Here is a 22,330-nt window from a genome sequence, read left to right as displayed (position 1 = left end):
TGGGCGGGTTTTTCCCACGTCACAGAAAAGCTGTTTCCTCGAAGCTACGCAATTTCCTGCTGTGAATCCGATCCAGAGGCATCTCGCGAAGTTTCTCCATCGCGAGGATGCCGATCAGCAAATGGCTCGCGACCTGGGTACGGTAGAATTCGGTGGCCATGCCCGGCAGCTTCAGCTCGCCATGCAGCGGTTTGTCGGACACGCACAGAAGCGTGCCGTAGGGCACCCGGAACCGAAAGCCGTTCGCCGCGATCGTGGCGCTTTCCATGTCGAGCGCAACCGCGCGTGACTGGCTCAGGCGATGGACCGGGCCGGATTGGTCTCTCAACTCCCAGTTGCGGTTGTCGATGGTGGCGACGGTACCGGTCCGCATGATCCGCTTCAGCTCGTAGCCTTCGAGTTTCGTCACTTCGGCCACTGCTTCCTGCAGCGCGATCTGGATCTCGGCCAGCGCCGGGATCGGCACCCAGACGGGCAGATCGTCGTCCAGTACATGGTCTTCGCGCAGATAGGCATGGGCGAGGACGAAGTCGCCCAGCTGCTGCGAATTGCGCAGACCCGCGCAGTGACCGACCATCAGCCAGGCATGCGGGCGTAGCACGGCGATATGGTCCGTCGCGGTCTTCGCGTTGGACGGGCCGACGCCGATATTGACCAGCGTGATCCCGCCGCCATCGGCGCGCTTGAGGTGATAGGCGGGCATCTGCGGCAGTTTCGCGAGGCCCGGAATCTCATCCTGCGGGTCGGTGATCTCCTGATTTCCGGGAGCCACGAAGCTCGTGTAGCCCGAGTCCTTGTCGCCCAGCAGACGGCGCGCAACGGCCTCGAACTCGTCCACGTAGAACTGGTAGTTCGTGAACAGCACGTGGTTCTGGAAATGCTCCGCCTTGGTCGCGGTGTAATGCGACAGGCGCGCCAGCGAGTAATCCACCCGCTGCGCGGTGAACGGCGCGAGGTGCCCCGAGCCATCCGGGTTCGGTCCCGCCATGCCGTTGACGATATCGTCGTTCATCCCCGCAAGATCCGGCACGTCGAATACGTCCCGCAGCGAGAAGTCGAGCACGCCTTCCTGCGGCACGGTCACTTCCGGATGCGCTGCCACGGCGAAATGCACCGGGATCGGCGTGTCCGAGGGGCCGATCGTGACCGGGATGTTGTGGTTCTTGATCAGCAGGCCCAGCTGCTGCGTCAGGTAGTTGCGGAACAGGTCGGGCCGCGTGATCGTCGCCGTGTAGGTGCCCGGCAGCGCCACATGACCGAAGCTCAAGCGGCTATCGGCCTTGATATGCGAGGAGACGGAGATGCGCACTTCCGGGTAGAAAGCACGAAAGCGGTTCCGCGCGGTTTTGCTCTCCAGCGTCTCGTTGAATTTCTCGAGGAGGAAGGCGGTCGCCTCGTCATAAAGCGCCTCGAGCCGGGCGACGGCCTCGGCGGCATCGGTGAAGGTCTCCGCAGGGGCTGCGTCGGGGATGATAAGTTCAAGTGTTTCGTTCATTCAAAAAGATCCGTCAGTTCAAAACGCGTCACGTCGACGAGGCCCAGATCCGAAATGCGGATCTCGGGAATGACGACGAGCGCGAGCAGCGAATGCTGCATGTAAGCGTTGTTCAAAGTGCAGCCGCAGGCGCCCATCGCCTCGACCATCTTGGCGGCGCGCGCGGCCACCGTTTGGGCCGGATCGTCCGACATCAGCCCTGCGATCGGCAGCGGCACGGCGGCGATCTCTTTCCCGTCCTTCCAGACGGAGACCCCGCCGCCCATCTCGCCAAGCGCGTTGGCGCAGGCGGCCATCATCTCGCGGTCGGTGCCGACGACGATCATGTGGTGGCTGTCATGGGCCACGGTCGAGCCCATCGCCATGCGGCCCTTGTAGCCGAAGCCCGAGACGAAGCCATTGGTGACCGCGCCCGTACCCTGATGGCGCTCCACCAGCGCGATCTGCGCGATGTCCTTGCCGGTGTCGGGCTGGGCGAGCCCGTCGGTCACGTCCAGCTCCGCCGTCAGCGCCTTGGTGGGCGCCTGGTTCTCGACCACACCGATCACGCGGGCGGTGACGGTGTTGGCGCCCTCGGGGGCTTCGATCTCGAAATCCGCCGCCGTCAGGGTCTTGCCCAGATGCACCGTGTTGCGCGCGCTTTCGGGCCAGTCGTAATGCGGGCACTCGGCCAGCAGCTCGCCATCCTTCGCGACGGTCTTGCCCCGCGCGATCACATGCTCGACCGGCAGGGTCGCCAGATCCGAGGTCAGGATCAGATCGGCGCGCCTGCCCGGCGTGATCGAGCCCAGCTCGCGCTCCAGCCCGAAATGGGTCGCGGTGTTGATCGTGCACATCTGCAGCGCGACCAGAGGATCGGCCCCGCAGTCCACCGCATGGCGGAAGACCCGGTTCATATGCCCGTCATTCACCAGCGTGCCGGAATGGCAGTCATCGGTGCACAGGATGAAGTTGCGCGGATCGAGGCCCTTCTCGGTGACGGCGGTGATCTGCGTCTCCACGTCATACCAAGCCGAGCCCAGCCGCATCATCGAGCGCATCCCGTTGCGCACCCGCGCGATCGCGTCGGCCTCGCAGGTGCCCTCGTGATCGTCGGCGGGCCCGCCCGCGACATAGGCGCGGAACGGCGCGCCCAGATCGGGGGAGGCGTAATGCCCGCCCACGGTCTTATGCGCGTTCTGCGTCGCGGCGATCTCGGCCAGCATCTTCGGGTCGGCATTGATCACGCCGGGGAAGTTCATCATCTCGCCCAGACCGATGATGCCGGGCCATGTCATCGCCTCGGCCACATCCTCGGGGGTGATCTCGAAACCCGTGGTCTCCAGCCCCGGCGCAGAGGGCGCGCAGGAGGGCATCTGGGTGAAGATGTTGACCGGCTGCATCAGCGCCTCGTCATGCATCATCCGCACGCCGTCGAGCCCCAGCACGTTGGCGATCTCATGCGGATCGGTGAACATGCTCGTCGTGCCATGCGGGATCACCGCGGCGGCGAATTCGGCGGGCGTGAGCATCCCGCTCTCGATATGCATATGCGCATCGCACAGGCCCGGCACCATGTAGCGCCCCTCGGCCTCGATCACTTCGGTGTCGGGGCCGATACTGTCCGACAGATCGGGGGCCACGGCGGCAAATCGCCCCTCGACAACGGAAATATCGTAGCCCTCGAGAACCTCACGTGTGTGGACATTGACCCATTTGCCACCCCGGATCACGAGGTCGGCGGGTTCGCGCCCGGCAGCCACGGCAATCAATCGCGGTGCGGCTTCGGGCCAGGATTTGATCTTGTTCTTCTGTTCCATGTCCAAGCCTGTCATTGCGTGCGGGAAGGTTCAAGAGACGTTGTTATGCCTTCACACAGCCTCTACCTATGACGGATGACAGAAACGCAAAGGGGGCCGTGATGCCGACGCTTCTTTCCATCGGACATGGCTATTCCGCCCGTGCCCTCGCGCCGCTTCTTCTGGCGCGCGGCTGGCGGGTGGTCGGCACCACGCGCAGCGCCGAGAAGGCGGAAATGCTGCGCAGCGAAGGGGTGGAGCCGCTGATCTGGGAAGGTGGGCCTCTGCCGCTCGATCAGGCGACGCATCTGCTGAGTTCGGTGGCGCCGGGACCGGAGGGAGACCCGGTTCTCGCTGCGCAGCATTCCGAAATTGCTGCAGCGCAGCATCTGGAGTGGATCGGCTATCTTTCAACGGTCGGCGTCTATGGCGATCACGCGGGCGGCTGGGTCGATGAGGCGACGCCGCTGACGCTCTCGACCAAGCGCGGACAGGCGCGGGTGGAGGCCGAGGCGGCTTGGGGTGCGCTGGCGGCAGCCCATGATCTGCCGCTGCATATCTTCCGGCTCGCGGGGATCTACGGCCCCGGGCGCGGGCCCTTCGAGAAAGTGCGGCAAGGCAAGGCCCGGCGGATCATCAAGGAGGGGCAGGTCTTCTCGCGCATCCATGTCGAGGATATCGCGCAGGTGCTGCTGGCCTCGATCGAGCATCCCGATCCCGGCGCGGTCTATAATGTCTGCGACGACGATCCCGCCCCGCCGCAGGATGTGATCGCCTATGCCGCGGAGCTGCTCGACCTGCCGCTGCCGCCCGAGGTGCCGTTCGACGAGGCCGATCTCAGCCCGATGGCGCGCAGCTTCTATGCCGAGAGCAAGCGGGTGCGGAACGACAAGATCAAACGCGACCTTGGCGTCACGCTCCGCTACCCCGATTACCGCGCAGGGCTGCGCGCGCTGCTCGATCAGGCGGGCTGAAGCTCCACCCGTTTCTCGCGCACCGGCAGATGCACGATGGCCGAGAACGCGCCGACGCCCACGCCGACCCACCAGACCAGCGTGTAATCGCCGTAGATGTCGTAGAGCTTACCGCCCAGCCAGACGCCGAGGAAGGCGCCCACCTGATGCGAGAAGAAGACGATCCCGTAGAGCGTGCCCATGTAACGAAGCCCGTAGATATGCGCGACCAGCCCCGAGGTCAGCGGCACCGTCGCGAGCCATAGCGCCCCCATCGCGAGCGAGAAGATCAGCACCGTCGCGGGCGTCATCGGCGTCAGGATGAAGGCGCCGGCGACGAAGGTCCGCAGCAGATACACCCCCGCCAGAAGGTATTTCTTCGAATAGCGCTTGCCCGCCCAACCCGCGAAGATCGTGCCCGCGATATTCGCGAGGCCGATCACGGAAATCGCGGCAGCGCCGAGCGCCGAGGTGGTCTCGATCCCGATCCCGGCGAGCAGCGATCCGGGCGGCACCGCGCCGCACATCTCAGTCACCATCGCGGGGAAATGCGCCGTGATGAAACCCAGCTGATAGCCACAGGAGAAGAAGCCGAGGAAGATCAGCGTGTAAGACGGATCGCGGAAGGCGCGCATCAGGACACTACCCATGCTCTCGGCCAAGTCCTCGCGGCTGGCGCGTTCGGGCGCCCGGATCAGCGGCAGGAAGGTCAGCGAGGCGAGGATCACGGCGGCGAAGATCACGAAGACCGTCTGCCACGGGAAATGGCCGAGCAGAAGCTCCGCCATCGGGGCGCCGAAGACCTGCCCGGCCGAGCCTGCCGCCGTCGCTATACCCAGCGCGAGCGAGCGGTTCTCGTCCGAGGTCGCGCGGCCCACCACGGCGAGGATCACGCCGAAGCCCGTGCCCGCGATGCCGAAGCCCACGAGGATTTCCAGAAGCTGATGCTGCCCCGGCTCCACCGCGAAGGCCGAAAGCACGAGGCCAAGCGCATAGACCAGCGCGCCGAGGATGATCGCGAGCCGGTCGCCCCAGCGCTCGGCAATCGCACCGAAGATCGGCTGCCCGATCCCCCAGGCAAGGTTCTGCACCGCGATGGCGAGCGAGAATTCGGCGCGTGGCCAGTTGAACTCGCTGGCGATCGGAATCTGGAAAACGCCGAAGCTCGCCCGGATGGCGAAGCTCAGCATCAGGATCACGGCACCGCCGATCAGAACCGGCGTGAACAGTTTGGCTTGCGTCATTTTACATCTCCCGGCGGATCTCCCCTCCGCGCGGGCCGCATATCGACATGTATGCTGCAGCGCGTCAATCTTGGGCTTGTCCGGGTCACAATCGCGCGGAGATGATTGTGCGGTGCCCTTGAACCTCCCCCGCAGCCGTGGCCCAATGCCGCGACTTTCGACGGGAGGCAGGATGTATACGGTTATCGGAACGGTCGGCTCGCGGACGCTGCGCGTGCTGTGGATGCTGGAGGAACTGGGCGCGGAGTATCAGCATGTGCGGGCCGCGCCGCGCTCGGACGATGTCGTCGCTTTCAACCCGGCGGGCAAGGTGCCGGTGCTGGTCATCGACGGCACGCCGATCACCGATTCCACGGCGATCCTCACCTATCTCGCGGATGCGCATGGGAAATTTACCCATGAGGCGGGCACGCTGGAACGCGCGCGGCAGGACAGCCTGACGCAATTCCTGCTCGATGAATTCGACGCGAATCTTTGGACGGCGGCGCGGCACAGCTTCATCCTGCCGGAGGAGTTGCGGCTGTCGGGCATCAAGAATTCCCTGCGCTGGGAGTTCGAGCGGTCGCAGCGCACGCTGATCCATCGGATGGGCGAGGGCGAGTTCGTGATGGGCGATGAAATGACCGTGCCCGATATCATCCTGGCGCACTGCCTCGACTGGGCGCTGATGGCGAAATTCCCGATCGTCGAGCATCGGCTGAGCGAATATCACGACCGGATGCGGGCGCGGCCCGCCTACAAACGCGCGGTGGCGATGCGCGACGGGTGAGGGGGCGGCCTGCGAGCCCCCACTCCGCACCGGCAATCAGCCTTGACCCAAGTCATTCATCTGAGGGTGAGTAGCCGTCGGTGAGGGTTTGCAGGAAGGCGATGATATCCGCCTGTTCGGCCTCGGTCAGCGCGTCGCCATCCTCGGGCGCGCGTCCGAACGGCGCATCGGCGCGGTCGATATTTCCCTGATAGCGGGCGGGCAGATCGTCGAACCGCTCCACCTGATCGTCGCGTATGGGGTAGATCGCACGCGGGTCACTGTCGCGCTTGGCGTAGAAACGCAGGACCTGTTTCAGGCTCGTATAGACGCCGTTGTGAAAAAAGACGTGCCGGGTCGCGACGTTGCGCAGGCTCGGGGTCTTGAACATCCCGCAATTGCCGGGCTGCGTCGAAATCGCATCGTGGCGCAGCGGGCCGCAGAGACCGAGATCGACATAATGCGGATCGGCATTGGCCGGGATCGCCGGGTTGCGCGGCACGCCTAGCGCCTCGTATTCGTAATCCGTGAATTGCGGCGGGCGACCGTCGGCAGACCGCGTGTCGATATGGCAGGCCGCGCAATTGCCTTTCTTCGGATCGTCGAAAAGCGCCCGTCCGCGTGCCTCTGCGGGCGACAGCTGCGCCTCGCCCGCGAGAACGGCATCGTATTTGCTGGTATAGGGGCGAAATTCCACCGCCTCGGTCTGGTAGCGCGACAGCGCGAAGGCTGCCTCGTCGATCAGCATCTTGTCGTCGTCCCGCACCGAAGCGCCGAAGAGCTGCGCGAAGCGGTCGCCGTAGCGCGCTCGTAAGGTCGCGGCGAGGGTTGCGCGGTCAGGCTCTGCCATCTCGAAATGGGTGAATAGGACCACCAGCGCCTGCTCTTGCAGCGTATCCGCGCGCCCGTCCCAGAACAGACCGCCGCGCGGCACCGGGCTCGCGGCAGAGGGCGCGCCAGCGGTTTTTTGGGGCGCGGGCTGCGTGGAGGCGCTTGGCCCTGCCGTCTCTTTCGCGCCTGCACCTTGCTGTGCGACCGCCAGCGGCGCGGCTTCTCCCGCCTCCGAGGTCGGGTCGAGCACGCCGAAGGTGAAGGGCGGCGTCTGGCGCTTATAGGTGAGCGAGGGCACCGCGCGTAGCCCGGGCAGGTCGAGATGCCGCCCGCCAAGCTGCACCGCGCGGGCGTTGGCGGGGGCGAAGTGATTTTTCGGGTCGTGGCAGCTCGCGCAGCTCATCTGGCCACTGGCTGACAGCGTGGGGTCGGAAAACAGCGCCTTGCCGATAGCGGCCACGGCGCTCAGATCGGGATCGCCCTGAGGGGGCGCATCCGGCGCAGGGCCGGACGCCGCTCCGACGGAGGCGGCCGAAAGGAAGGCCGCGAGCGTGATGCTCGCGGCCCCCTCTGCCGAACGGATCGTCTTGGGAGTGATCAATCGTAGGTTCGGCAATCTCATCGCCTCAGCCCTTCGGGGTGCCGGTGGCCGGGTCGAGGATCAGCTTGCCATTGGCTGCTTTCGAGAAGTCGAACATGCCGTTCAGCTTGCCCGCCTGTGCGTCGAAGGAGCCCTGACCGATGCGCTGCCCGTTCAGCCAGTTATCCTCGATGAACTTGGTGACCGAGGATTGATCGACCAGCGTATGATCGACCGCGTTCTTCTTCGCATAGGGCGAGATCACCAGCATCGGGATGCGGGTGCCGTAGCCGCAGCGGCCCTGCGCCGGCTTGCCGTCGAGACCGGGCAGCGTCTTGTCGCTGGCGCAGTTGCCGCCATTGAGCACGTCATAGCCCGCGACCGGGATGTTCGAGCCGTTCACAACCGCCATCGCGTGGTCATACCAGCCATCGGAGTCGTCATAGGTCACGACGATCGCCGTGTCCTTCCAGTCCTTCGACTTCTGCAGCGCGTTGACCGCGTCAACGATGAACTCCTGCCCGTCGAGCGGGTCGGAATAGCCCGCATGGCCGTCCTGATAGGCGGACGCTTTCAGGAACGTCACCGCCGGCAGGTTGCCGTTCTTCAGCGCAGCGTAGAAATCCTTGCTGTCATATTGGTGGTTCGCGCCGCCATCGTCAGAGGTGCCGATCGCATCGACCGAGGCGGGCCGGGTGTGATCGAGGTTCTGGGTCGATTTATAATACTGGAAGGGCTCGTGGTGGGGGATGTAGTCCTTCGAGGTCTCGCCGGTCACCTGCGAGAGCGACGAGCGGTCGCAGCCGGTGGTGCCGTTGCCGTTCACTGCGGTCAGATCGAAGCCGCCCTCGAACCAGCCCCAGGTGACGTTTTTCACGTTCAGCAGATCGCCGATATTCTTGCCGCCCATCAGCGTGGTCGGGTATTTCGGGTTCGAGCAGACATCGCCGGTCGGGTCGAGATCCGAGATCATCGTCCAGCCGCCATTGCCGTCGGGCACGACGCGCCCCTTGTCATAGGTGCCATCGGCCGCGAGTTTGTAGCCCTTGGGCAGTACCGCGCCATTGGTCTGCCCCGAGACGAGGTTGATCGCGCCCGGCGTCGAGGGGCCGAAAGTGCTCGAGAAGGCGTTGTCGTTCATCGCGTAGGCCTGCGCGTAGTTCCACAGCGCGGTGACGGTGTTGCCGTCATAATAGCCCATCACCTGACCCTTGGTGCCGAAGGCGCCCGTGCCGCCCTTGGTGCCCTTGCCGGTATTGGCCGGGAAGGCATCCATCTTGCCGCCGTGGAACGCGGCCTGCTCGGCGGTGTAGCCGTGGTTCTGGTCCGCAGTCGCGGCCTGCGTCCGGTCGAGCCGGAACGGGGCGGCGGCATTCGCGCCATTGGCGGAATTGGTCTTGTTGGGGTTGTTCTTCAGCAGACCGGCGCTTGCGAGCGTATCGGCCTTGGGGGTGTCCTTCGCGGCGGTGAATTGCGGCTCGCCTTTGGGGTTCGCGGCCTTCGGGTAGGTCGCGAAGTAGTGGTCGAAGGAGACGTTCTCCTGAAAGATTACCACGAGATGCTTGATCGGGGTGGCGGTCTGGGTGTCGGCGGCGGCGGTGGTGCCCGCTTGGGCGGTCGCGGCGGCGCAAGTCAGCGCGAGTACGCTGACGGCACCGGTGAGGCGGAGCGTGTCGGTCATCTAAAGTCCCTCATTCAAATGGCAGCTTCCCCGTGAGCTACGGGGCGCGTGGCATCTCGCTAGGAACGGCGTTTGGCAATTTGGTGACAGTCCCGCTCACGCACCATCACCACTGGGTGAGACCCCCGCGGATGCACGCGGATGGGATGCAGCGTGAGCGTTCGGTGATCGGCCTGGGCGGTGGCGATGCGCGACGGGTGAGGGGGCTCTGCCCCTGGTCCTACGGACCTCCCCCGGGATATTTACATCAAGGGGAAGAGAGCCGTTGGGCCGAGGCGCGTCCGGCATGGCGGCCGGAGGCGAGGCAGGCGGTCAGCAGATAGCCGCCCGTCGGGGCCTCCCAGTCGAGCATCTCGCCTGCGGCGAAGACGCCGGGCAGGGCGGTCAGTTCCAGATCGTCGGTGAGACTGCTCCACGCGATGCCGCCTGCGCTGGAGATCGCCTCGGCGATCGGGCGCTGTGGGCCGAGCGGGACGGGCAGGGATTTGAGCGTCGCTGCAAGCTGCGCCGGGTCCTTGGGCAGCAGGCGCCCCCATTCCAGCGCGAGCGCGAGCTTCACCGGGTCCAGCTTTGCGCCTTTGCGCAGGCGGTTCGTCAGGCTCTGTTTCGGCGGGATTTTCGAGAGCCGCGCGGCGAGGTCTTCGGTGCTTTGATCCGGGGCGAGATCGAGGTTCAGCGGCGCGCCCTCGCGCAACTCGGCGGAGAGTTCATAGATGCCGCCGCCTTCGAGCCCGCGCTCCGAGATTACGAATTCGCCGCGCGTGCGCCGCGTCGGCGTAATCAGCGCTGCACCTTTCACGGGCTGGCCAAGCTGGTTCGCCATATGCGCCGACCAGTCGATCTCGAACCCCATATTGGCGGGGGCGAAGGGGGCGATCTCCACGCCTTTCGCGCTCAGCCACGGCACCCAGGCCGCATCCGAGCCAAGCCGCGGCCAGCTTGCGCCGCCAAGCGCGAGGACCGTGGCGTGGGGCCTCAGGCTCTGACGGCCTTCGGGCGTGTCAAAGATCAGCGCGTCGCCGTCGAAGCCCTGCCAGCGCCAGCGCGTGCGGATCGTGACGCCAAGAGATTCGAGCCGCGCGATCCAGGCGCGCAGCATCGGCGAGGCTTTCATCACGGTCGGGAAGACCCGACCGGTGGAGCCGGTGAACAGCTCGACACCCAGATCGCGGGCGAAACTCTGGGCGGCTTCTGGGCCGAATTCGCGGGTGATCGCGGCGATCTGCGGGTGGGAATAGTGGGACAGGAAGCTGTCGAGCGGTTCGTCCCTCGTCAGGTTCAGCCCGGATTTTCCCGCCATCAGGAATTTGCGCGCAAGCGTCGGCTTGGCCTCTGCCAATGTCACGGAGACGCCGGCCCGCGCCAGTTCCTCGGCTGCCATCAGCCCCGCCGGGCCGCCACCGATGACGAGCGCGGATTTCGCCGCCGCGCTCACCGCCGGGCCAGCATCGCGAGCCGCATCAGCGCGCGCTCCATCACCGCCATTTGCGGCGCGCGGCTGGCGGAGCGCAGGGTCAGATCGGTCTCGACCAGTTCCTTCAGCGCGGTCTCCAGCTTGAACATGCCCCAGCTTTGCGCCTGCCGCTGCATCCGGTCGCGGCGCGGCCCGAAGATCGGCGGGCGCATCCGCGCGATGCCTGCACCGGGGCCTTGCGGGTCGGAGGCCGCGGCATGCAGTGCGCGGAAATGGCGCATCGCGGCGATGGCGAGCTGCACGGGCTGCACCCCTTGGCTCTCCAGCCGCCGCATCACCGGTCCAAGCTCGGGCGCGCGGCCCTCGGCCACGATGGAGAGCACGTCATCGACGCCCGCCTCGACCGAAGACGGCGCGCAGGCGGCCACATCGGCGGGGCCAAGTGGCGTGGTGTCGCCGAATTTGTAGAGCGCGATCTTCTCGACGGTCTGGCGGAAATCGCCCGGATCGAGTGCCCGCGATAGCGCCACGAGATCGGTCATCGCATCGTTCGAGATATCGCGCAGACCGGCGCGACGCAGGATATCCTCGATCTCCTCGCGGCTCGGCGGGTCGTCGTAAATCCCGACGGAATAGGCGTTGTTGTGGCCCTCGAACGCCTTGCGCAGCTTCGATTTCGCGGCGAGCGAGCCTGCGGTGATCACGATCTGCGCGTCGCCCTCGCGCCATGCGTCGAGCGCGGTCTTCACCGCGTCCGAGACCGCATCGGTCGCATCCTCGACGAAGGCCACGCGCGGGCCGGGGAAGAAGCCGACCTCCTTGATCGCATCGAGCAGCAGCGAGGGTTGCTTGCGCAGATCGCCGCCCGCGATCCGGCTCAGGCGCATCTCTTCTTCGCCCTTCGGGCCGATCAGCGCGGCGATGACTTCCTGCCGCCGCAGGGCCACGCGCATCGCATCGCCGCCGAAGATCAGCAGGCCGGTGCGCTCGGGCTCGGGTTTGGCGAAATAGCGGGTCGCTGCTACGCCGGTCAGCTTCATTCCGGCAGACCCGGCGCTTGTGACAGAAGTCGCGTCACGATCTGATCGGCGAGGATCACCATCAGGCGGCGATGGGCGTCTTCCTGCGCGGCCTGCGAGGCGACAACGGTGCCGGTCGCGGACCACGAGGTGAAGGAGGTCACGCGCCCGGTCAGCAGCACGGCGTTATCCGCCGCATCGCGCAGCGTGTAATCCACCGTGCCGTTGAGCTGGTAGCGCGTCGTCGCATTGTCGGGCGAGATGCCCTGACCCAGCGACTCGGTGTCGATCTTGTAGTCGAGCCGGTAGCGGGTGACCTGCGAGGCCCCCAACCGGGCGTTCAGCTGCTGCACGAGGGCGAAGGCGTCGCGTGTCGTGGGCGCAGCCGGTTCGACCCCTTCGAGCAGTTTCGCAGCCCCACCCTGAGGCCCGTAGGCCGGGGTGAAGCCGCAGCCTGCGAGCAGGCCAGCTGCCCCCGCGAGCCCCAGAAATCCGCGTCTGTCAGATGACCACATTGACGATCCGCCCCGGCACAACGATCAGCTTCTTGGGCTGGCCACCGGCCAGCGCCTTCACGACAGCTTCGTCGGCCAGAACCAGCTTTTCAACCTCTTCCTTCGGCATGTCCTTGGGCACCGAAATCTCGGCGCGGCGCTTGCCGTTGATCTGGATCGGCAGGGTGACCGAATCTTCGACCAGCAGCGCCGGGTCCGCCTCGGGCCAACGCGCCGCGATCACGAAGCCCTCGCCGCCCAGCATCGACCAGACCTCTTCGGAGAGGTGCGGCACCATCGGCGCCAGCAACTGCGCCATCAGCTTCATCGCGTCGCGCTTGGTCTCGGCCCCGGCCTTCGATTTCGACATCGTGTTGGTCAGGCCGTAAAGCGTGGCGACCGCCTTGTTGAAGGTGAAGCCCTCGATCGACTTGGTGACTTCGTCGATCGCCTTATGGGTGGCCTTCAGCAGCGCCGTGTCCTCGGCCTCATTCGCGGGCGAATCTGAATTGGCGATATCGTCGGCAATGCGGTGCACGCGGGCGAGGAATTTCGAGGTCGCTTCGGCGCCGGCGGCGGTCCACTCGACGTCGCGCTCGGGCGGGCTGTCGGACATCACGAAGAAGCGCGCGGTATCGGCCCCGAACTCGGCGATGATGTTCATCGGATCGACGACGTTCTTCTTCGATTTCGACATTTTGGCCGAGGGGATGGTCTCGACCGCTTCGCCGGTGGCCTTCAGCTTGCCGTCCTCGACCTCTTCGGGGAGGTGGTAGACGGGGCGGTTCTTCGCGTCACGCGTGAGGTAGATCTCGTGCGTCACCATGCCTTGGGTAAACAGCGCGTCGAAAGGTTCAATCGCTTTCGCGGGCAGGTGGCCGGTCTTGTGCATCGCGCGGGCATAGAAGCGCGAATAGAGCAGGTGCAGAATCGCGTGCTCGATGCCGCCGATATATTGATCGACATTCATCCAGTACTCGGCCTCGGCCGGATCGGTCGGCGTGGCGGCACCGGGCGAGGTGAAGCGGGCGTAATACCAGCTCGAATCGACGAAAGTATCCATCGTGTCGGTCTCGCGCTGACCCGGCCCGCCGCAGTTCGGGCAGGTGCAGTCGCGCCAGCTGGGATGACGATCCAGCGGATTGCCGGGGATCGAGAAGTCGATCTTCTGGCCGTCCTCGTCGTAAGGCAGCTCGACGGGGAGGTTTTCCTTCTTTTCGGGGACGACGCCGCAGGTCTCGCAATGGACGACCGGGATCGGGCAGCCCCAATAGCGCTGGCGGCTCAGGCCCCAGTCGCGCAGGCGGAACTTGGTCACGCCCTGACCGATGCCGTTTTCCTCGCAGAAGGCGATGGCACTCGCGACGCCCTCTTCGCCGGTCTGCACCTCGTCGCCCGCGAAGCCACGGATGTAGCGGACTTTTTCGGATTTCAGAGGAACGTATTCGGCCTCGGGATAGTCGCCCTCGACCGGCTCGAAGACGGGCGTGATCGGCAGCTCGTATTTCGTCGCGAATTCGAAGTCGCGCGCGTCATGCGCCGGGCAGCCGAAGATCGCGCCAGTGCCGTAATCCATCAGGATGAAGTTCGCGATATAGACCGGCAGTTCCCAGCTCGTGTCGAGCGGGTGGCGGACCTTGATGCCGGTATCCATCCCCAGCTTCTCGGCGGTCTCGATGGCTTCCTCGGTCGTGCCGCCTGCGCGGCATTTCGCGACGAATTCCACAACCTTGGGATCGTGCCGCTCCAGATGCTTGGCAAGCGGATGATCGGGCGAGATCGCCGCGAAGCTCGCGCCGCGCAGCGTGTCGGGGCGGGTCGTGTAGACCTCGAGCCGGTCGAAGCCTTCCGGCGCATCGACGGTCGAGAAGGCGAATTGCAGGCCGCGCGACTTGCCGATCCAGTTGGCCTGCATCAGGCGCACCTTCTCGGGCCAGTCTTTCAGGTTGTCGAGCGCGTCGAGCAGTTCCTCGGCATAGTCGGAGATCTTGAAGAACCACTGCGTCAGCTCTCGGCGTTCGACTTCCGCACCCGAGCGCCAGCCCTTGCCGTCGATCACCTGCTCATTGGCGAGCACGGTCATGTCGACCGGGTCCCAGTTCACCACCGCATTCTTGCGATAGACGAGACCGGCCTCGAGCATGTCGATGAACATCGCCTGCTGCTGGCCGTAATAGTCCGGGTCGCAGGTCGCGAATTCGCGCGACCAGTCGATCGAGAGGCCCAGCGGCTTCATTTGGTCCTTCATCACGGCGATATTGCCGTAGGTCCAGTCCTTCGGGTGGCCGTTATTGTCCATCGCGGCGTTTTCGGCGGGCATCCCGAAGGCATCCCAGCCCATCGGATGCAGCACGGAAAAGCCCTTGGCCATCTTATAGCGCGCGACGACGTCGCCCATCGTGTAGTTGCGCACATGGCCCATATGGATGCGGCCCGACGGGTAGGGGAACATCTCGAGGACGTAATATTTCGGTTTGGCCGGATCACGGCGCGCGGCGAAGAGATCCGCCTTGTTCCAAGCCTCTTGCCATTTCGTCTCGCTCTGGCTCGGTTCGTAGCGTGCCATGTCGGGCCCCTCATCACGTCGAATTCTGCGCGAGCTTGCTACACTGGCCTTGGGGGCGAGGTCCAGCCGCCGCGCTCATTTGGACAGAAATATCCCCGCCGGAGGCTGGCTCGGGCTGGGATCTGAATGCGTCCTGCGGTCGCCTTGCGGGAATCAGAGTTGCGAGTCGCGGACCCGCAGCTGACGTGCACGGGTGAGAATCGCGTTCTCCACGGCGCGCTGCGTATCGGCGGAGACCGCGCCACCCTGCGTGCGGATCGACACCTTGAGCGAACGCGCATCGAGCGCCGGGTCGGTCACGTAAACCGTGGCCTTATAGGCGCGACCGCCGCCCGGCGGGGTGCCGTAGCCGGTCACGATGACGCCGGAGAAGGGGTCAACCTCTTGAATCGGCAGGAAGTCGAGCACTTCGAGCGAAGCCTGCCAGAGATACTTGTTTACCTCGACGGTGATGTTCGGATCGCCATTTCCGCCGAAAATATCCCAAACGGTCGATTTCTTCTGAACGCGGCGCGTCGGGCCGTCGATCACGGCTTCGTTCGAGCCGGGGGTGTGGTCGAGCTGATTGGCTTCGCGCTGTGAAGCGGTAGCCCCGCTGCCACCCGAGAAGATGTTGCCGCTCGAGATACCCTTGCCGCAGCCTGCGAGCACGAGGCACACGCCCAGAATTGCCGTGCGTTTCAAAAGGGTTCTGGAAGTCATGCGAAGCTGTCCCCGTCGGCCTGCGTCATTGATTGCCTTTTCTCTAGCTCATGGCCCCCAGCCCGACAAGGTTTTTCCCCTTTGCCCCCGGATTTCGACCGACCGGCACCTCGGGGGAATGCCACCCGATGCCGCTATACGCGCGTGTAAGGGGCTCTGTAGGGCGGTGTCAGAGGCCAACCGCAATTGCACGCTGACGTTACTGTGACATGTCTGCACCATCAAACACCCTATTCGACCCGGGCGGGCGCTTTGAGTTGCAATGAAAGGGGTGGGGAGAGAAAACACCGTCATACCCAACTTCGGATTCCCCAGGTTGGGGGTTACCTGTAAGACAATGAGGGAAAACGATGAAAAAGGTTCTCTTCGCGACGACCGCGCTCGTGTTCTCGGCTGGCATCGCTGCCGCTGAGGTCTCGGTTGGCGGCGACGGCCGCATGGGTGTCGTCTACAACGGCGACGACTGGAATTTCTCGAGCCGCATCCGCGTCTCGTTCACCGCTTCGGGCACCACCGACGGTGGCCTCGAGTTCGGCGGCTCCGTCCGTGCTGACCAAGCTATCGCTGCTACCCGCGGCACCTCGGCTTCGGTCTACATCTCGGGCGCGTTCGGCAAGCTCTCGATGGGCGACGTTGTCGGCGCTCCGGAAGCTCTGTTCGGCGACTTCTACGAAGTTGGCTACACCGACCTGTCGTCGGCTGGCGGTTCGAACGACATCGGCTACCTGACGGCTGACAACGGCGGCAACGTCGACTGCACCAGCGTTGGTCCGGGCATCAGCGCTTGCGCCAACTCCGGCCCGAACCTGCTGTACACCGGCACCTTCGGTGCGTTCTCGGTCGCAGCCTCGATGTCGGACGGCAAGCTGAACGGCGCAACCATCGGCGGTCTCGGCGTTCCGGTCGCGGTCGGCAACAGCACCGTTGCTACGCTCACCACCGAGACCTCGGTCACCCAAGAGTACGCCATCGCTGGCGCTTACACCTTCGGCAACTACACCGTTGGCATGGGCTACGAGTACTCGAACGGCCGCAACCAGCTCTCGGGCACCGACATGGACGTCGACATGATCTCGCTCGCTGGCGTCGGTCAGTTCGGCAACACCTCGGTCAAAGCCGTGATCGCTCACCGCGGTCAGGATGCTGACGTTGATTGGTACGGCATCGGTGCTTCGTCGGTCTTCGGCGCAACCACCGTTGGCGGCTACATCCAGTACGCTGAAGACAACAACGCCAACACCGACGTGACCTGGTACGGTCTCGGCGCTGAGTACGACCTCGGCGGCGGCGCGTCGATCAAAGGCGGTATCGCTGACTCCGACGTTTCGGGTTCGGACGCGGTTGCTGACCTCGGCGTGAAGTTCTCGTTCTAATCCTTCGGGACAGAACGATGGGAAGAGCGGGCCTTGCGCCCGCTCTTTTCTTTTTGGGCCCTTCGGTGTTTCTTGGGCGCGCTGACGAGGGAGGGCCAGATGGGACTGAGCGAGATTCAGGCGCGGATCGCGAAAGCGGAAGCAGAGGCAGGGCGCGAGCAGGGATCGGTGAAGCTGATCGCCGTGTCGAAAGTTCAGCCCGCCGAGCGAGTCGAGGCGGTTCTGCGCGAAGGCCATCGGCTGTTCGGCGAGAACTACGTGCAGGAAGCGCAGGGCAAATGGCCCGCCTGGCGCGAGGAGTTTCCCGGCTGCGAGGTCCATATGATCGGACCGCTGCAATCGAACAAGGCGAAGCTCGCCGTGGATCTGTTCGAGGCGATTCACACCCTCGACCGGCCCTCGCTGGGCAAGAAGCTCGCCAATCTGGCACAGGCCCGCGGGGCCTCGCCCGATCTCTTCATTCAGGTCAATACCGGGTGCGAGCCGCAAAAGGCGGGCGTGCTGCCCGATGATCTCGACGCTTTCGTCGCGGATATGCGCGGCAAAGACCTGCCCGTGGTCGGGTTGATGTGCATTCCCCCCGAATCCGAAGACCCCGCCCCGCATTTCGCGATGCTGGGTGAGATGGCCGCGCGCAACGGGCTCGAGGGTCTGTCGATGGGGATGAGTTCCGATTTCGAGAAAGCGATTGCCGCCGGTGCGACCCATGTGCGCGTAGGCTCGGCGATCTTCGGTGCGCGCGACTATTCCTAGGCTTTGTCGCGGGCGTTGAGCGCCGGGGGCTTTCCGCCTCCGGACCCCCGGAGGATATTTCCGCCAAGCCGAAGGGGAATCTCCAGCGGCTCGCCCGGTGCGATGCGCTGTGCAATCCAGATCAGGTGATCGCGGCGCAAGGCGAGGCAACCCGCAGTCGGGTAGCCCGCGCGGCGGCGCTGATGCAGGAAGATGGCTGAGCCTTTGCCTGGCTCTGCCTGCGGATAATTCCAGTCGGTTACCAGCACGATGTCATAGAGGGGATCGGCGCGCCGCATCGCCTCATGCGATGCGGGGTAGGGCGCGCGGACCAGATGATTATAGGCCGAATCCCCGGACGCATCGCACCACAGATCGCGTGGGCCGATCGGCTCGGCCCAGTCCTGAGGCGCGACGATCCGATCCGCGCGGTAGAACATCCGCAGGATATGCAGCCGCCCCGAAGGAGTCGCGCCGTCGCCCTCCTGCTTGGTGCCGGTGATGCCGCCGCGGCCGATCTCGACCGGAAAGCGGCGGCCGCGAAATAGCAGCCCGGAGGGCGTGAGGCGCATCACAGGATATGCCCCGATTTCGCGGCCTTGGTGGCGAGGTAGCCCTCGTTATGGCGGCTCATGCCGACCTTCAGCGGCACGCGCTCGGTCACGTCGATGCCGTTGGCCTCCAGCATGGCGACTTTGGCGGGGTTGTTGGTCAACAGCCGCACCTGCGAAAACCCGAGCTTGCGCAGTAGCGCCGCGCCGATGCGGAAATCGCGTTCGTCATCCTCGAAACCGAGGCGGTGGTTCGCCTCCACCGTGTCGAATCCCTGATCCTGCAGCGAATAGGCGCGCATCTTGTTGGCAAGCCCGATCCCGCGCCCTTCCTGATTGAGATAGAGCAGGATGCCCGCGCCCTCATGTCCCATCAGCGTCAGCGCCGCGTCCAGCTGCGGGCCGCAATCGCATTTCAGCGAGCCCAGCACGTCGCCGGTAAAGCAGGCCGAATGCAGCCGCGCGAGAACGGGTTTGGAGCGATCCGGACGGCCGATCTCGATCGCGTAATGCTCCTCCGCGCCATTGTCGGGGCGGAAGATGTGCAGCCGACCGGCTTCGGCGGCGCGCATCGGCACGCGCGCGGCGGAGACCGGGGCGAACGCCTGCGGGATGTCGGCGGCGGCAAGCGCCTCCTCGGCGGTGATGCAGGTCAGCTCCGTCGGCGCAGGGTCGGGCGCTGCGACCATCAGCGCTGCGGGCAGAAGCTGCGCGGATTTCGCCAGCCGGATCGCGGCACGGGCGAGATCCGCATCTCCGCCGCGCAGTGCTTTGAGCGGGCCTTTCATCGGCACGCGCAAATCGTCTGCCGGATCGGCGAGCGCACGCAGCCATAGCAGATCCGCGTCAGCGGGAACCTCGATCCGGGCGATATCGGCGTCATAGACGCGCGCTTTGAGCGTCTCGGCCCGGCGCGCGGTCAGGACCAGCGTCAGCGGCCCCAGCGCGCGCAACGCGGCCAACCGCTCGGGCGAGAGCGTCTCGACCGCCACCGTGAGGTGATCGGACAGCAAAACGGGCAGCCCCATGCGCAGATCGGCGCGGGCGCGATTCAGTCGTTCAGCCGGGCTCGGCCCGAGGGAATAGGTACCGGTCATGCGCTCTGAGATAGCCTCGACTGTAACAAATTGAAATATCTGCCGGTGATTCGACACGTCAGCGTGAGATAGGTTTCACCACCCTTGCCATCGCTGTGAAAGGACAACAGCTATTCGTCAAATGTAAATGGAGGCTCAGGACATGGCATCATTGAAGAAGGTCCTTTTGGTTGACGATGACAACGATCTGCGCGAGGCGCTCGCCGAGCAGCTCGTCGCGACCGACGATTTCGAGGTCTTCGAGGCCAGCAATGGTCACGAAGCGGTAGATAAGGCGAAATCGACGCTTTACGACCTTGTCGTTCTGGATGTGGGCCTTCCCGATACCGATGGCCGCGAGCTGTGCAAGAAGCTGCGCAAGAGCGGCGTGAAATGCCCGGTCGTGATGCTGACCGGCCATGACACCGATGCCGACACGATCCTTGGCCTCGACTCCGGCGCCAACGACTACGTTACCAAACCCTTCAAGTTCCCGGTGCTTCTGGCCCGTCTGCGCGCCCAGCTGCGCACGCATGAACAGTCCGAAGACGCCGTCTTCCAGCTCGGCCCGTATACGTTCAAGCCCGCGATGAAGATGCTGGTGGACGACAAGGACCGCAAGGTTCGCCTGACCGAGAAGGAAACCAACATCCTCAAGTTCCTCTATCGTGCGACCGACGGCGTCGTGCCGCGCGATGTGCTGCTGCACGAGGTCTGGGGCTACAATGCGGGCGTCACCACCCATACGCTCGAGACGCATATCTATCGCCTGCGTCAGAAAATCGAGCCCGATCCCTCGAATGCGCGCCTGCTGGTGACGGAATCGGGCGGCTATCGTCTGGTGGCCTGATCCGAGGCGTTTCGCGCGGCATGTGCCGCGTGACGCGCGCCAAGGTTGGAAATGAGGAAGGCGGCTCCTGCGGGGGCCGCCTTTGTCGTTTCCGATGGTCGGAGCGCGGCTCAGACCGTGGGGTAGATGTCTTCCTCGGCCTCTTCGAGCGAGATGCCGAGCGCATTCAGCCCGTCTTCGAGATGATCGGCCAGCATCGGATTGCCCAGCAGGTAATCCTCGGTCGGCGCGGTAGCCTCGGCTTTGGCGGTGGCGATCGCCTCGTCGAGTTCCGACGCGTCATAGGTGTCGCGCCCGATCCACATCACCGCGGTCAGCGATGCCTTTTCATCCTCGTTCAGCGCCGCGATGAAGGCGCGCAGCTCGCGGGCTTGACCGGAGCCGGGCACGTCCGCGTCGAACTTGCGCGCGCGGATGATGACATGGGCGATTTTCGCCGGGCTGATGGTGAGCATGGCTGCCTCCGTTCTTGGGTTCATCATCTCGCCATTGCACGACCTGCGCAAGCGTTTGCGTGTCGCATCACAACTGCGCGGGGATCAGGCCGCGCAGGGAGTTGCCCATGAAGACCTCGCCTTGCGCCAGATCTTCGGGCCGAAGGACGGCTTCGCGGGCGGCCCCTGTCTCCAGCATCTCCTCGCGCAGGATGCCCGGCAGCAAGCCGCAGGCGCGTGGCGGGGTCAGGTAGATGCCGTCGCGTTTCAGGAAGAGATTGGTGATCGTTCCTTCGCAGATCTCGCCGCGCTCGTTGAGCAGGATCGCCTCGTCCACGCCCTCGGGCAGGGCGGCGCGGGCGGCATCATAGGGCGCGCGCGCCGTGGTCTTGAGGCGCAGCATCGGGTCGTTGCTGTCGAGGGTGATGCCCGAGATATGGAGGCGCCACGCGGTTGTCGGGGTCAGGGGCGCGGAGGTGATCTCGATCGTGCCCTTCGCGTCGAGGGTCAGGCGTACCCGCAGCGGGCTGTCGCCGGAAACTGTCGCGAGGGCCGCCGTCAGTTTCTCTCCGTCGAGCGGATAGCCAAGCTGTTCGGCGCCGCGGGTCAGCCGGGCGACATGGCGGGCGCGGCGGCGGATGCCTTCGCCGGGCTGCCAGCCGAAGGTCTCGATCAGTTTCAGATCTGCAGGAACCGGGTTTTCCAAAGCGCTTCCTCATATTCACCATGGGCGGTGGAATCATAGACCAGCCCGCCGCCGACATTCACCCGCCATTGGCCGGGGCCCGTCTGCATCAGCGTGCGGATCGCGACGTTGAACTCCATCCGGCCATCGGGCGCCGCCCAGCCGATCGCGCCGCAATAGATGCCGCGCGGGTCGGGTTCCAGCTCATGGATGATCTCCATCGCGCGGATCTTCGGCGCGCCGGTGACAGAGCCGCAGGGGAACATCGCGCGCAGGATCTCGGGCAGGTCGGTGCCGGGGACCAGTTCGCCCTCGATCTCCGAGACCATCTGGTGAACCGAGCGATAGGTCTCGACCTCGAAAAGGCGCGGCACCTTGACCGAGCCCGGCGTGCAGATCCGCGAGATGTCGTTGCGCAGCAGATCGACGATCATCAGGTTTTCGGCGCGGTCTTTCTCGGCCCCCATCAGATCGGATTTCAGAGCGGCGTCCTCATCGGGCGTCGCCCCGCGCGGGCGGGTGCCTTTCATCGGCCGGGTGACGATCTTGCCGCCTTCGACCCGGAAAAACAGTTCGGGCGAGCGCGACAGCAAGCGCACCCCGGCAAGCGCGACATCGGCCCCGTGCGGCACTTGGCCCGCGCTGGACAGGGCCGCATATAGCGCCTCGGGCGCGGCACCGCTCGTCACGGGGATCGGGAAGGTCAGGTTCACCTGATAGCAATCACCCGCGCCGATATAATCGTGGACCGTCTGGAAGGCCTCGGCATAGCGTGCCTCCGACCAGCGCGGCTCGGCCAGCTCGATCTGCGGCGCGTTCTCCGAGACCGGCGGCGGGACATCCTCGGGCGCGTCGAAAACCCCGAAGGCCAGCAGCGGCAAATCGCGGTTCTCGGGCAGGAGCGGTGCTAGGCGTTCGCTCAGACAATAGCCCAGCTCGTAGGACGCGAACCCCGCCAGCCATCGCCCCTCGGCCTGCGCGCGCGTGATCGCCGCGAAAGCTGCGGGCAGATCCTCCGGCGCATCGGCGCGGATGACCTCATGGGGGTCGCGGAAGCGGCAGGGCCGACCGTCCGGCCCCCTGTCGAAACGGACCTCGTCACTCATGGGCGCACTCTATGCCAA

At 65.3% G+C, this 22,330-nt stretch carries 20 protein-coding genes; 5 read left to right on the top strand and 15 right to left on the bottom strand.

Annotated elements, in window-relative coordinates; translation table 11 throughout:
* Positions 1-19 precede the first annotated feature (19 nt).
* Together F8R15_RS17635 and ade are read right to left on the bottom strand one after the other, a co-directional pair.
* Positions 20-1,495: an AMP nucleosidase gene (locus F8R15_RS17635; RefSeq protein ID WP_083078040.1), complete on the bottom strand. Its 1,476-nt coding sequence runs from the start codon at positions 1,493-1,495 to the stop codon at positions 20-22.
* On the bottom strand, positions 1,492-3,294 hold the full coding sequence (gene ade, locus F8R15_RS17630) for an adenine deaminase (RefSeq protein WP_152845455.1): 1,803 nt from the start codon (positions 3,292-3,294) through the stop codon (positions 1,492-1,494). Before ade ends, F8R15_RS17635 begins: the two co-directional genes overlap by 4 nt.
* Before the next feature lie 101 nt (positions 3,295-3,395).
* On the opposite strand from ade, the gene F8R15_RS17625 reads away from it, so the two are divergent.
* Positions 3,396-4,247: an SDR family oxidoreductase gene (locus F8R15_RS17625; protein ID WP_152845454.1), complete on the top strand. Its 852-nt coding sequence runs from the start codon at positions 3,396-3,398 to the stop codon at positions 4,245-4,247.
* On the opposite strand, the gene F8R15_RS17620 is transcribed toward F8R15_RS17625, so the two are convergent.
* Positions 4,235-5,470 (bottom strand): MFS transporter, encoded by a 1,236-nt coding sequence (locus F8R15_RS17620; protein ID WP_152845453.1) that lies wholly within the window; start codon positions 5,468-5,470, stop codon positions 4,235-4,237. The two genes, F8R15_RS17625 and F8R15_RS17620, sit on opposite strands and share 13 nt — an antisense overlap.
* 172 nt (positions 5,471-5,642) lie before the next feature.
* Between F8R15_RS17620 and F8R15_RS17615 the strand changes: the two genes are divergently transcribed.
* The gene (locus F8R15_RS17615; RefSeq protein WP_078571154.1) at positions 5,643-6,239 is read left to right on the top strand and encodes a glutathione S-transferase family protein; all 597 of its coding nucleotides are present in this window, start codon (positions 5,643-5,645) and stop codon (positions 6,237-6,239) included.
* A 52-nt stretch (positions 6,240-6,291) separates the two neighbouring features.
* Here the strand turns inward: F8R15_RS17615 and F8R15_RS17610 are convergent, their stop codons facing one another.
* The 7 genes from F8R15_RS17610 to F8R15_RS17580 all read right to left on the bottom strand — a co-directional run bounded on the left by F8R15_RS17610 (position 6,292) and on the right by F8R15_RS17580 (position 15,505).
* Positions 6,292-7,671, bottom strand: coding sequence for a cytochrome c peroxidase (locus F8R15_RS17610; RefSeq protein ID WP_152845452.1), 1,380 nt, complete (start codon positions 7,669-7,671; stop codon positions 6,292-6,294).
* 4 nt (positions 7,672-7,675) lie between these two features.
* On the bottom strand, positions 7,676-9,310 hold the full coding sequence (locus tag F8R15_RS17605; RefSeq protein ID WP_152845451.1) for a phospholipase C: 1,635 nt from the start codon (positions 9,308-9,310) through the stop codon (positions 7,676-7,678).
* A 247-nt stretch (positions 9,311-9,557) separates the two neighbouring features.
* On the bottom strand, positions 9,558-10,745 hold the full coding sequence (locus tag F8R15_RS17600) for a TIGR03862 family flavoprotein (RefSeq protein WP_368731091.1): 1,188 nt from the start codon (positions 10,743-10,745) through the stop codon (positions 9,558-9,560).
* Positions 10,742-11,764 (bottom strand): DNA polymerase III subunit delta, encoded by a 1,023-nt coding sequence (gene holA, locus F8R15_RS17595; RefSeq protein ID WP_152845450.1) that lies wholly within the window; start codon positions 11,762-11,764, stop codon positions 10,742-10,744. The genes F8R15_RS17600 and holA overlap by 4 nt, the downstream gene beginning before the upstream one ends.
* Positions 11,761-12,258, bottom strand: a complete 498-nt coding sequence (gene lptE, locus F8R15_RS17590) for an LPS assembly lipoprotein LptE (protein WP_078549513.1) — start codon at positions 12,256-12,258, stop codon at positions 11,761-11,763. The genes holA and lptE overlap by 4 nt, the downstream gene beginning before the upstream one ends.
* A complete protein-coding gene (gene leuS / locus F8R15_RS17585; RefSeq protein WP_152845449.1) occupies positions 12,245-14,803 on the bottom strand; it encodes a leucine--tRNA ligase in 2,559 nt (852 codons plus the stop codon). Before leuS ends, lptE begins: the two co-directional genes overlap by 14 nt.
* A gap of 153 nt (positions 14,804-14,956) precedes the next feature.
* Positions 14,957-15,505, bottom strand: coding sequence for a DUF3576 domain-containing protein (locus F8R15_RS17580; protein ID WP_078549509.1), 549 nt, complete (start codon positions 15,503-15,505; stop codon positions 14,957-14,959).
* Positions 15,506-15,855: 350 nt separating this feature from the next.
* Here F8R15_RS17580 and F8R15_RS17575 point away from each other — a divergent pair, with 350 nt between their 5' ends.
* Both F8R15_RS17575 and F8R15_RS17570 read left to right on the top strand, forming a co-directional pair.
* The gene (locus F8R15_RS17575) at positions 15,856-16,878 is read left to right on the top strand and encodes a porin (protein WP_078600935.1); all 1,023 of its coding nucleotides are present in this window, start codon (positions 15,856-15,858) and stop codon (positions 16,876-16,878) included.
* A gap of 99 nt (positions 16,879-16,977) precedes the next feature.
* The gene (locus F8R15_RS17570) at positions 16,978-17,631 is read left to right on the top strand and encodes a YggS family pyridoxal phosphate-dependent enzyme (protein ID WP_152845448.1); all 654 of its coding nucleotides are present in this window, start codon (positions 16,978-16,980) and stop codon (positions 17,629-17,631) included.
* On the opposite strand, the gene F8R15_RS17565 is transcribed toward F8R15_RS17570, so the two are convergent.
* Positions 17,628-18,182 carry a L,D-transpeptidase gene (locus F8R15_RS17565; protein ID WP_152845447.1) on the bottom strand — a complete coding sequence of 185 codons (555 nt, stop codon included), beginning with the start codon at positions 18,180-18,182 and terminating at the stop codon, positions 17,628-17,630. The two genes, F8R15_RS17570 and F8R15_RS17565, sit on opposite strands and share 4 nt — an antisense overlap.
* The gene (gene ribA / locus F8R15_RS17560) at positions 18,182-19,258 is read right to left on the bottom strand and encodes a GTP cyclohydrolase II (RefSeq protein ID WP_152845446.1); all 1,077 of its coding nucleotides are present in this window, start codon (positions 19,256-19,258) and stop codon (positions 18,182-18,184) included. Before ribA ends, F8R15_RS17565 begins: the two co-directional genes overlap by 1 nt.
* 142 nt (positions 19,259-19,400) lie before the next feature.
* On the opposite strand from ribA, the gene F8R15_RS17555 reads away from it, so the two are divergent.
* A complete protein-coding gene (locus F8R15_RS17555; protein ID WP_078521549.1) occupies positions 19,401-20,087 on the top strand; it encodes a response regulator transcription factor in 687 nt (228 codons plus the stop codon).
* A 110-nt stretch (positions 20,088-20,197) separates the two neighbouring features.
* Here F8R15_RS17555 and F8R15_RS17550 read toward each other — a convergent pair whose 3' ends face one another.
* From F8R15_RS17550 to F8R15_RS17540, 3 genes are all read right to left on the bottom strand, one after another.
* Positions 20,198-20,542, bottom strand: a complete 345-nt coding sequence (locus F8R15_RS17550) for a DUF3775 domain-containing protein (RefSeq protein WP_078549499.1) — start codon at positions 20,540-20,542, stop codon at positions 20,198-20,200.
* Between the two features lie 67 nt (positions 20,543-20,609).
* Entirely contained in the window at positions 20,610-21,227 is a 618-nt protein-coding gene (locus F8R15_RS17545; RefSeq protein WP_152845445.1) for an aminotransferase class IV family protein, read from the bottom strand.
* Positions 21,200-22,312 carry an aminodeoxychorismate synthase component I gene (locus tag F8R15_RS17540; RefSeq protein ID WP_152845444.1) on the bottom strand — a complete coding sequence of 371 codons (1,113 nt, stop codon included), beginning with the start codon at positions 22,310-22,312 and terminating at the stop codon, positions 21,200-21,202. The genes F8R15_RS17545 and F8R15_RS17540 overlap by 28 nt, the downstream gene beginning before the upstream one ends.
* Positions 22,313-22,330 lie beyond the last annotated feature (18 nt).

This window comes from Thioclava sp. JE_KL1 (genome assembly GCF_009296265.1).
Taxonomy (GTDB): Bacteria; Pseudomonadota; Alphaproteobacteria; order Rhodobacterales; family Rhodobacteraceae; genus Thioclava.
This window is presented reverse-complemented; position numbering and strand designations above follow the sequence as displayed.

What these genes read in the sequence shown, in the direction of transcription:
- holA (WP_152845450.1), bottom strand. Translation starts at nt 11,764, where the DNA reads ATGAAGCTGACCGGCGTAGCAGCGACCCGCTATTTCGCCAAACCCGAG.
- leuS (WP_152845449.1), bottom strand. Translation starts at nt 14,803, where the DNA reads ATGGCACGCTACGAACCGAGCCAGAGCGAGACGAAATGGCAAGAGGCT.
- F8R15_RS17550 (WP_078549499.1), bottom strand. Translation starts at nt 20,542, where the DNA reads ATGCTCACCATCAGCCCGGCGAAAATCGCCCATGTCATCATCCGCGCG.
- ade (WP_152845455.1), bottom strand. Translation starts at nt 3,294, where the DNA reads ATGGAACAGAAGAACAAGATCAAATCCTGGCCCGAAGCCGCACCGCGA.
- F8R15_RS17635 (WP_083078040.1), bottom strand. Translation starts at nt 1,495, where the DNA reads ATGAACGAAACACTTGAACTTATCATCCCCGACGCAGCCCCTGCGGAG.
- F8R15_RS17615 (WP_078571154.1), top strand. Translation starts at nt 5,643, where the DNA reads ATGTATACGGTTATCGGAACGGTCGGCTCGCGGACGCTGCGCGTGCTG.
- ribA (WP_152845446.1), bottom strand. Translation starts at nt 19,258, where the DNA reads ATGACCGGTACCTATTCCCTCGGGCCGAGCCCGGCTGAACGACTGAAT.
- F8R15_RS17540 (WP_152845444.1), bottom strand. Translation starts at nt 22,312, where the DNA reads ATGAGTGACGAGGTCCGTTTCGACAGGGGGCCGGACGGTCGGCCCTGC.
- F8R15_RS17580 (WP_078549509.1), bottom strand. Translation starts at nt 15,505, where the DNA reads ATGACTTCCAGAACCCTTTTGAAACGCACGGCAATTCTGGGCGTGTGC.
- F8R15_RS17555 (WP_078521549.1), top strand. Translation starts at nt 19,401, where the DNA reads ATGGCATCATTGAAGAAGGTCCTTTTGGTTGACGATGACAACGATCTG.
- F8R15_RS17610 (WP_152845452.1), bottom strand. Translation starts at nt 7,671, where the DNA reads ATGAGATTGCCGAACCTACGATTGATCACTCCCAAGACGATCCGTTCG.
- F8R15_RS17570 (WP_152845448.1), top strand. Translation starts at nt 16,978, where the DNA reads ATGGGACTGAGCGAGATTCAGGCGCGGATCGCGAAAGCGGAAGCAGAG.
- F8R15_RS17605 (WP_152845451.1), bottom strand. Translation starts at nt 9,310, where the DNA reads ATGACCGACACGCTCCGCCTCACCGGTGCCGTCAGCGTACTCGCGCTG.
- F8R15_RS17575 (WP_078600935.1), top strand. Translation starts at nt 15,856, where the DNA reads ATGAAAAAGGTTCTCTTCGCGACGACCGCGCTCGTGTTCTCGGCTGGC.
- F8R15_RS17620 (WP_152845453.1), bottom strand. Translation starts at nt 5,470, where the DNA reads ATGACGCAAGCCAAACTGTTCACGCCGGTTCTGATCGGCGGTGCCGTG.
- lptE (WP_078549513.1), bottom strand. Translation starts at nt 12,258, where the DNA reads ATGTGGTCATCTGACAGACGCGGATTTCTGGGGCTCGCGGGGGCAGCT.
- F8R15_RS17625 (WP_152845454.1), top strand. Translation starts at nt 3,396, where the DNA reads ATGCCGACGCTTCTTTCCATCGGACATGGCTATTCCGCCCGTGCCCTC.
- F8R15_RS17565 (WP_152845447.1), bottom strand. Translation starts at nt 18,182, where the DNA reads ATGCGCCTCACGCCCTCCGGGCTGCTATTTCGCGGCCGCCGCTTTCCG.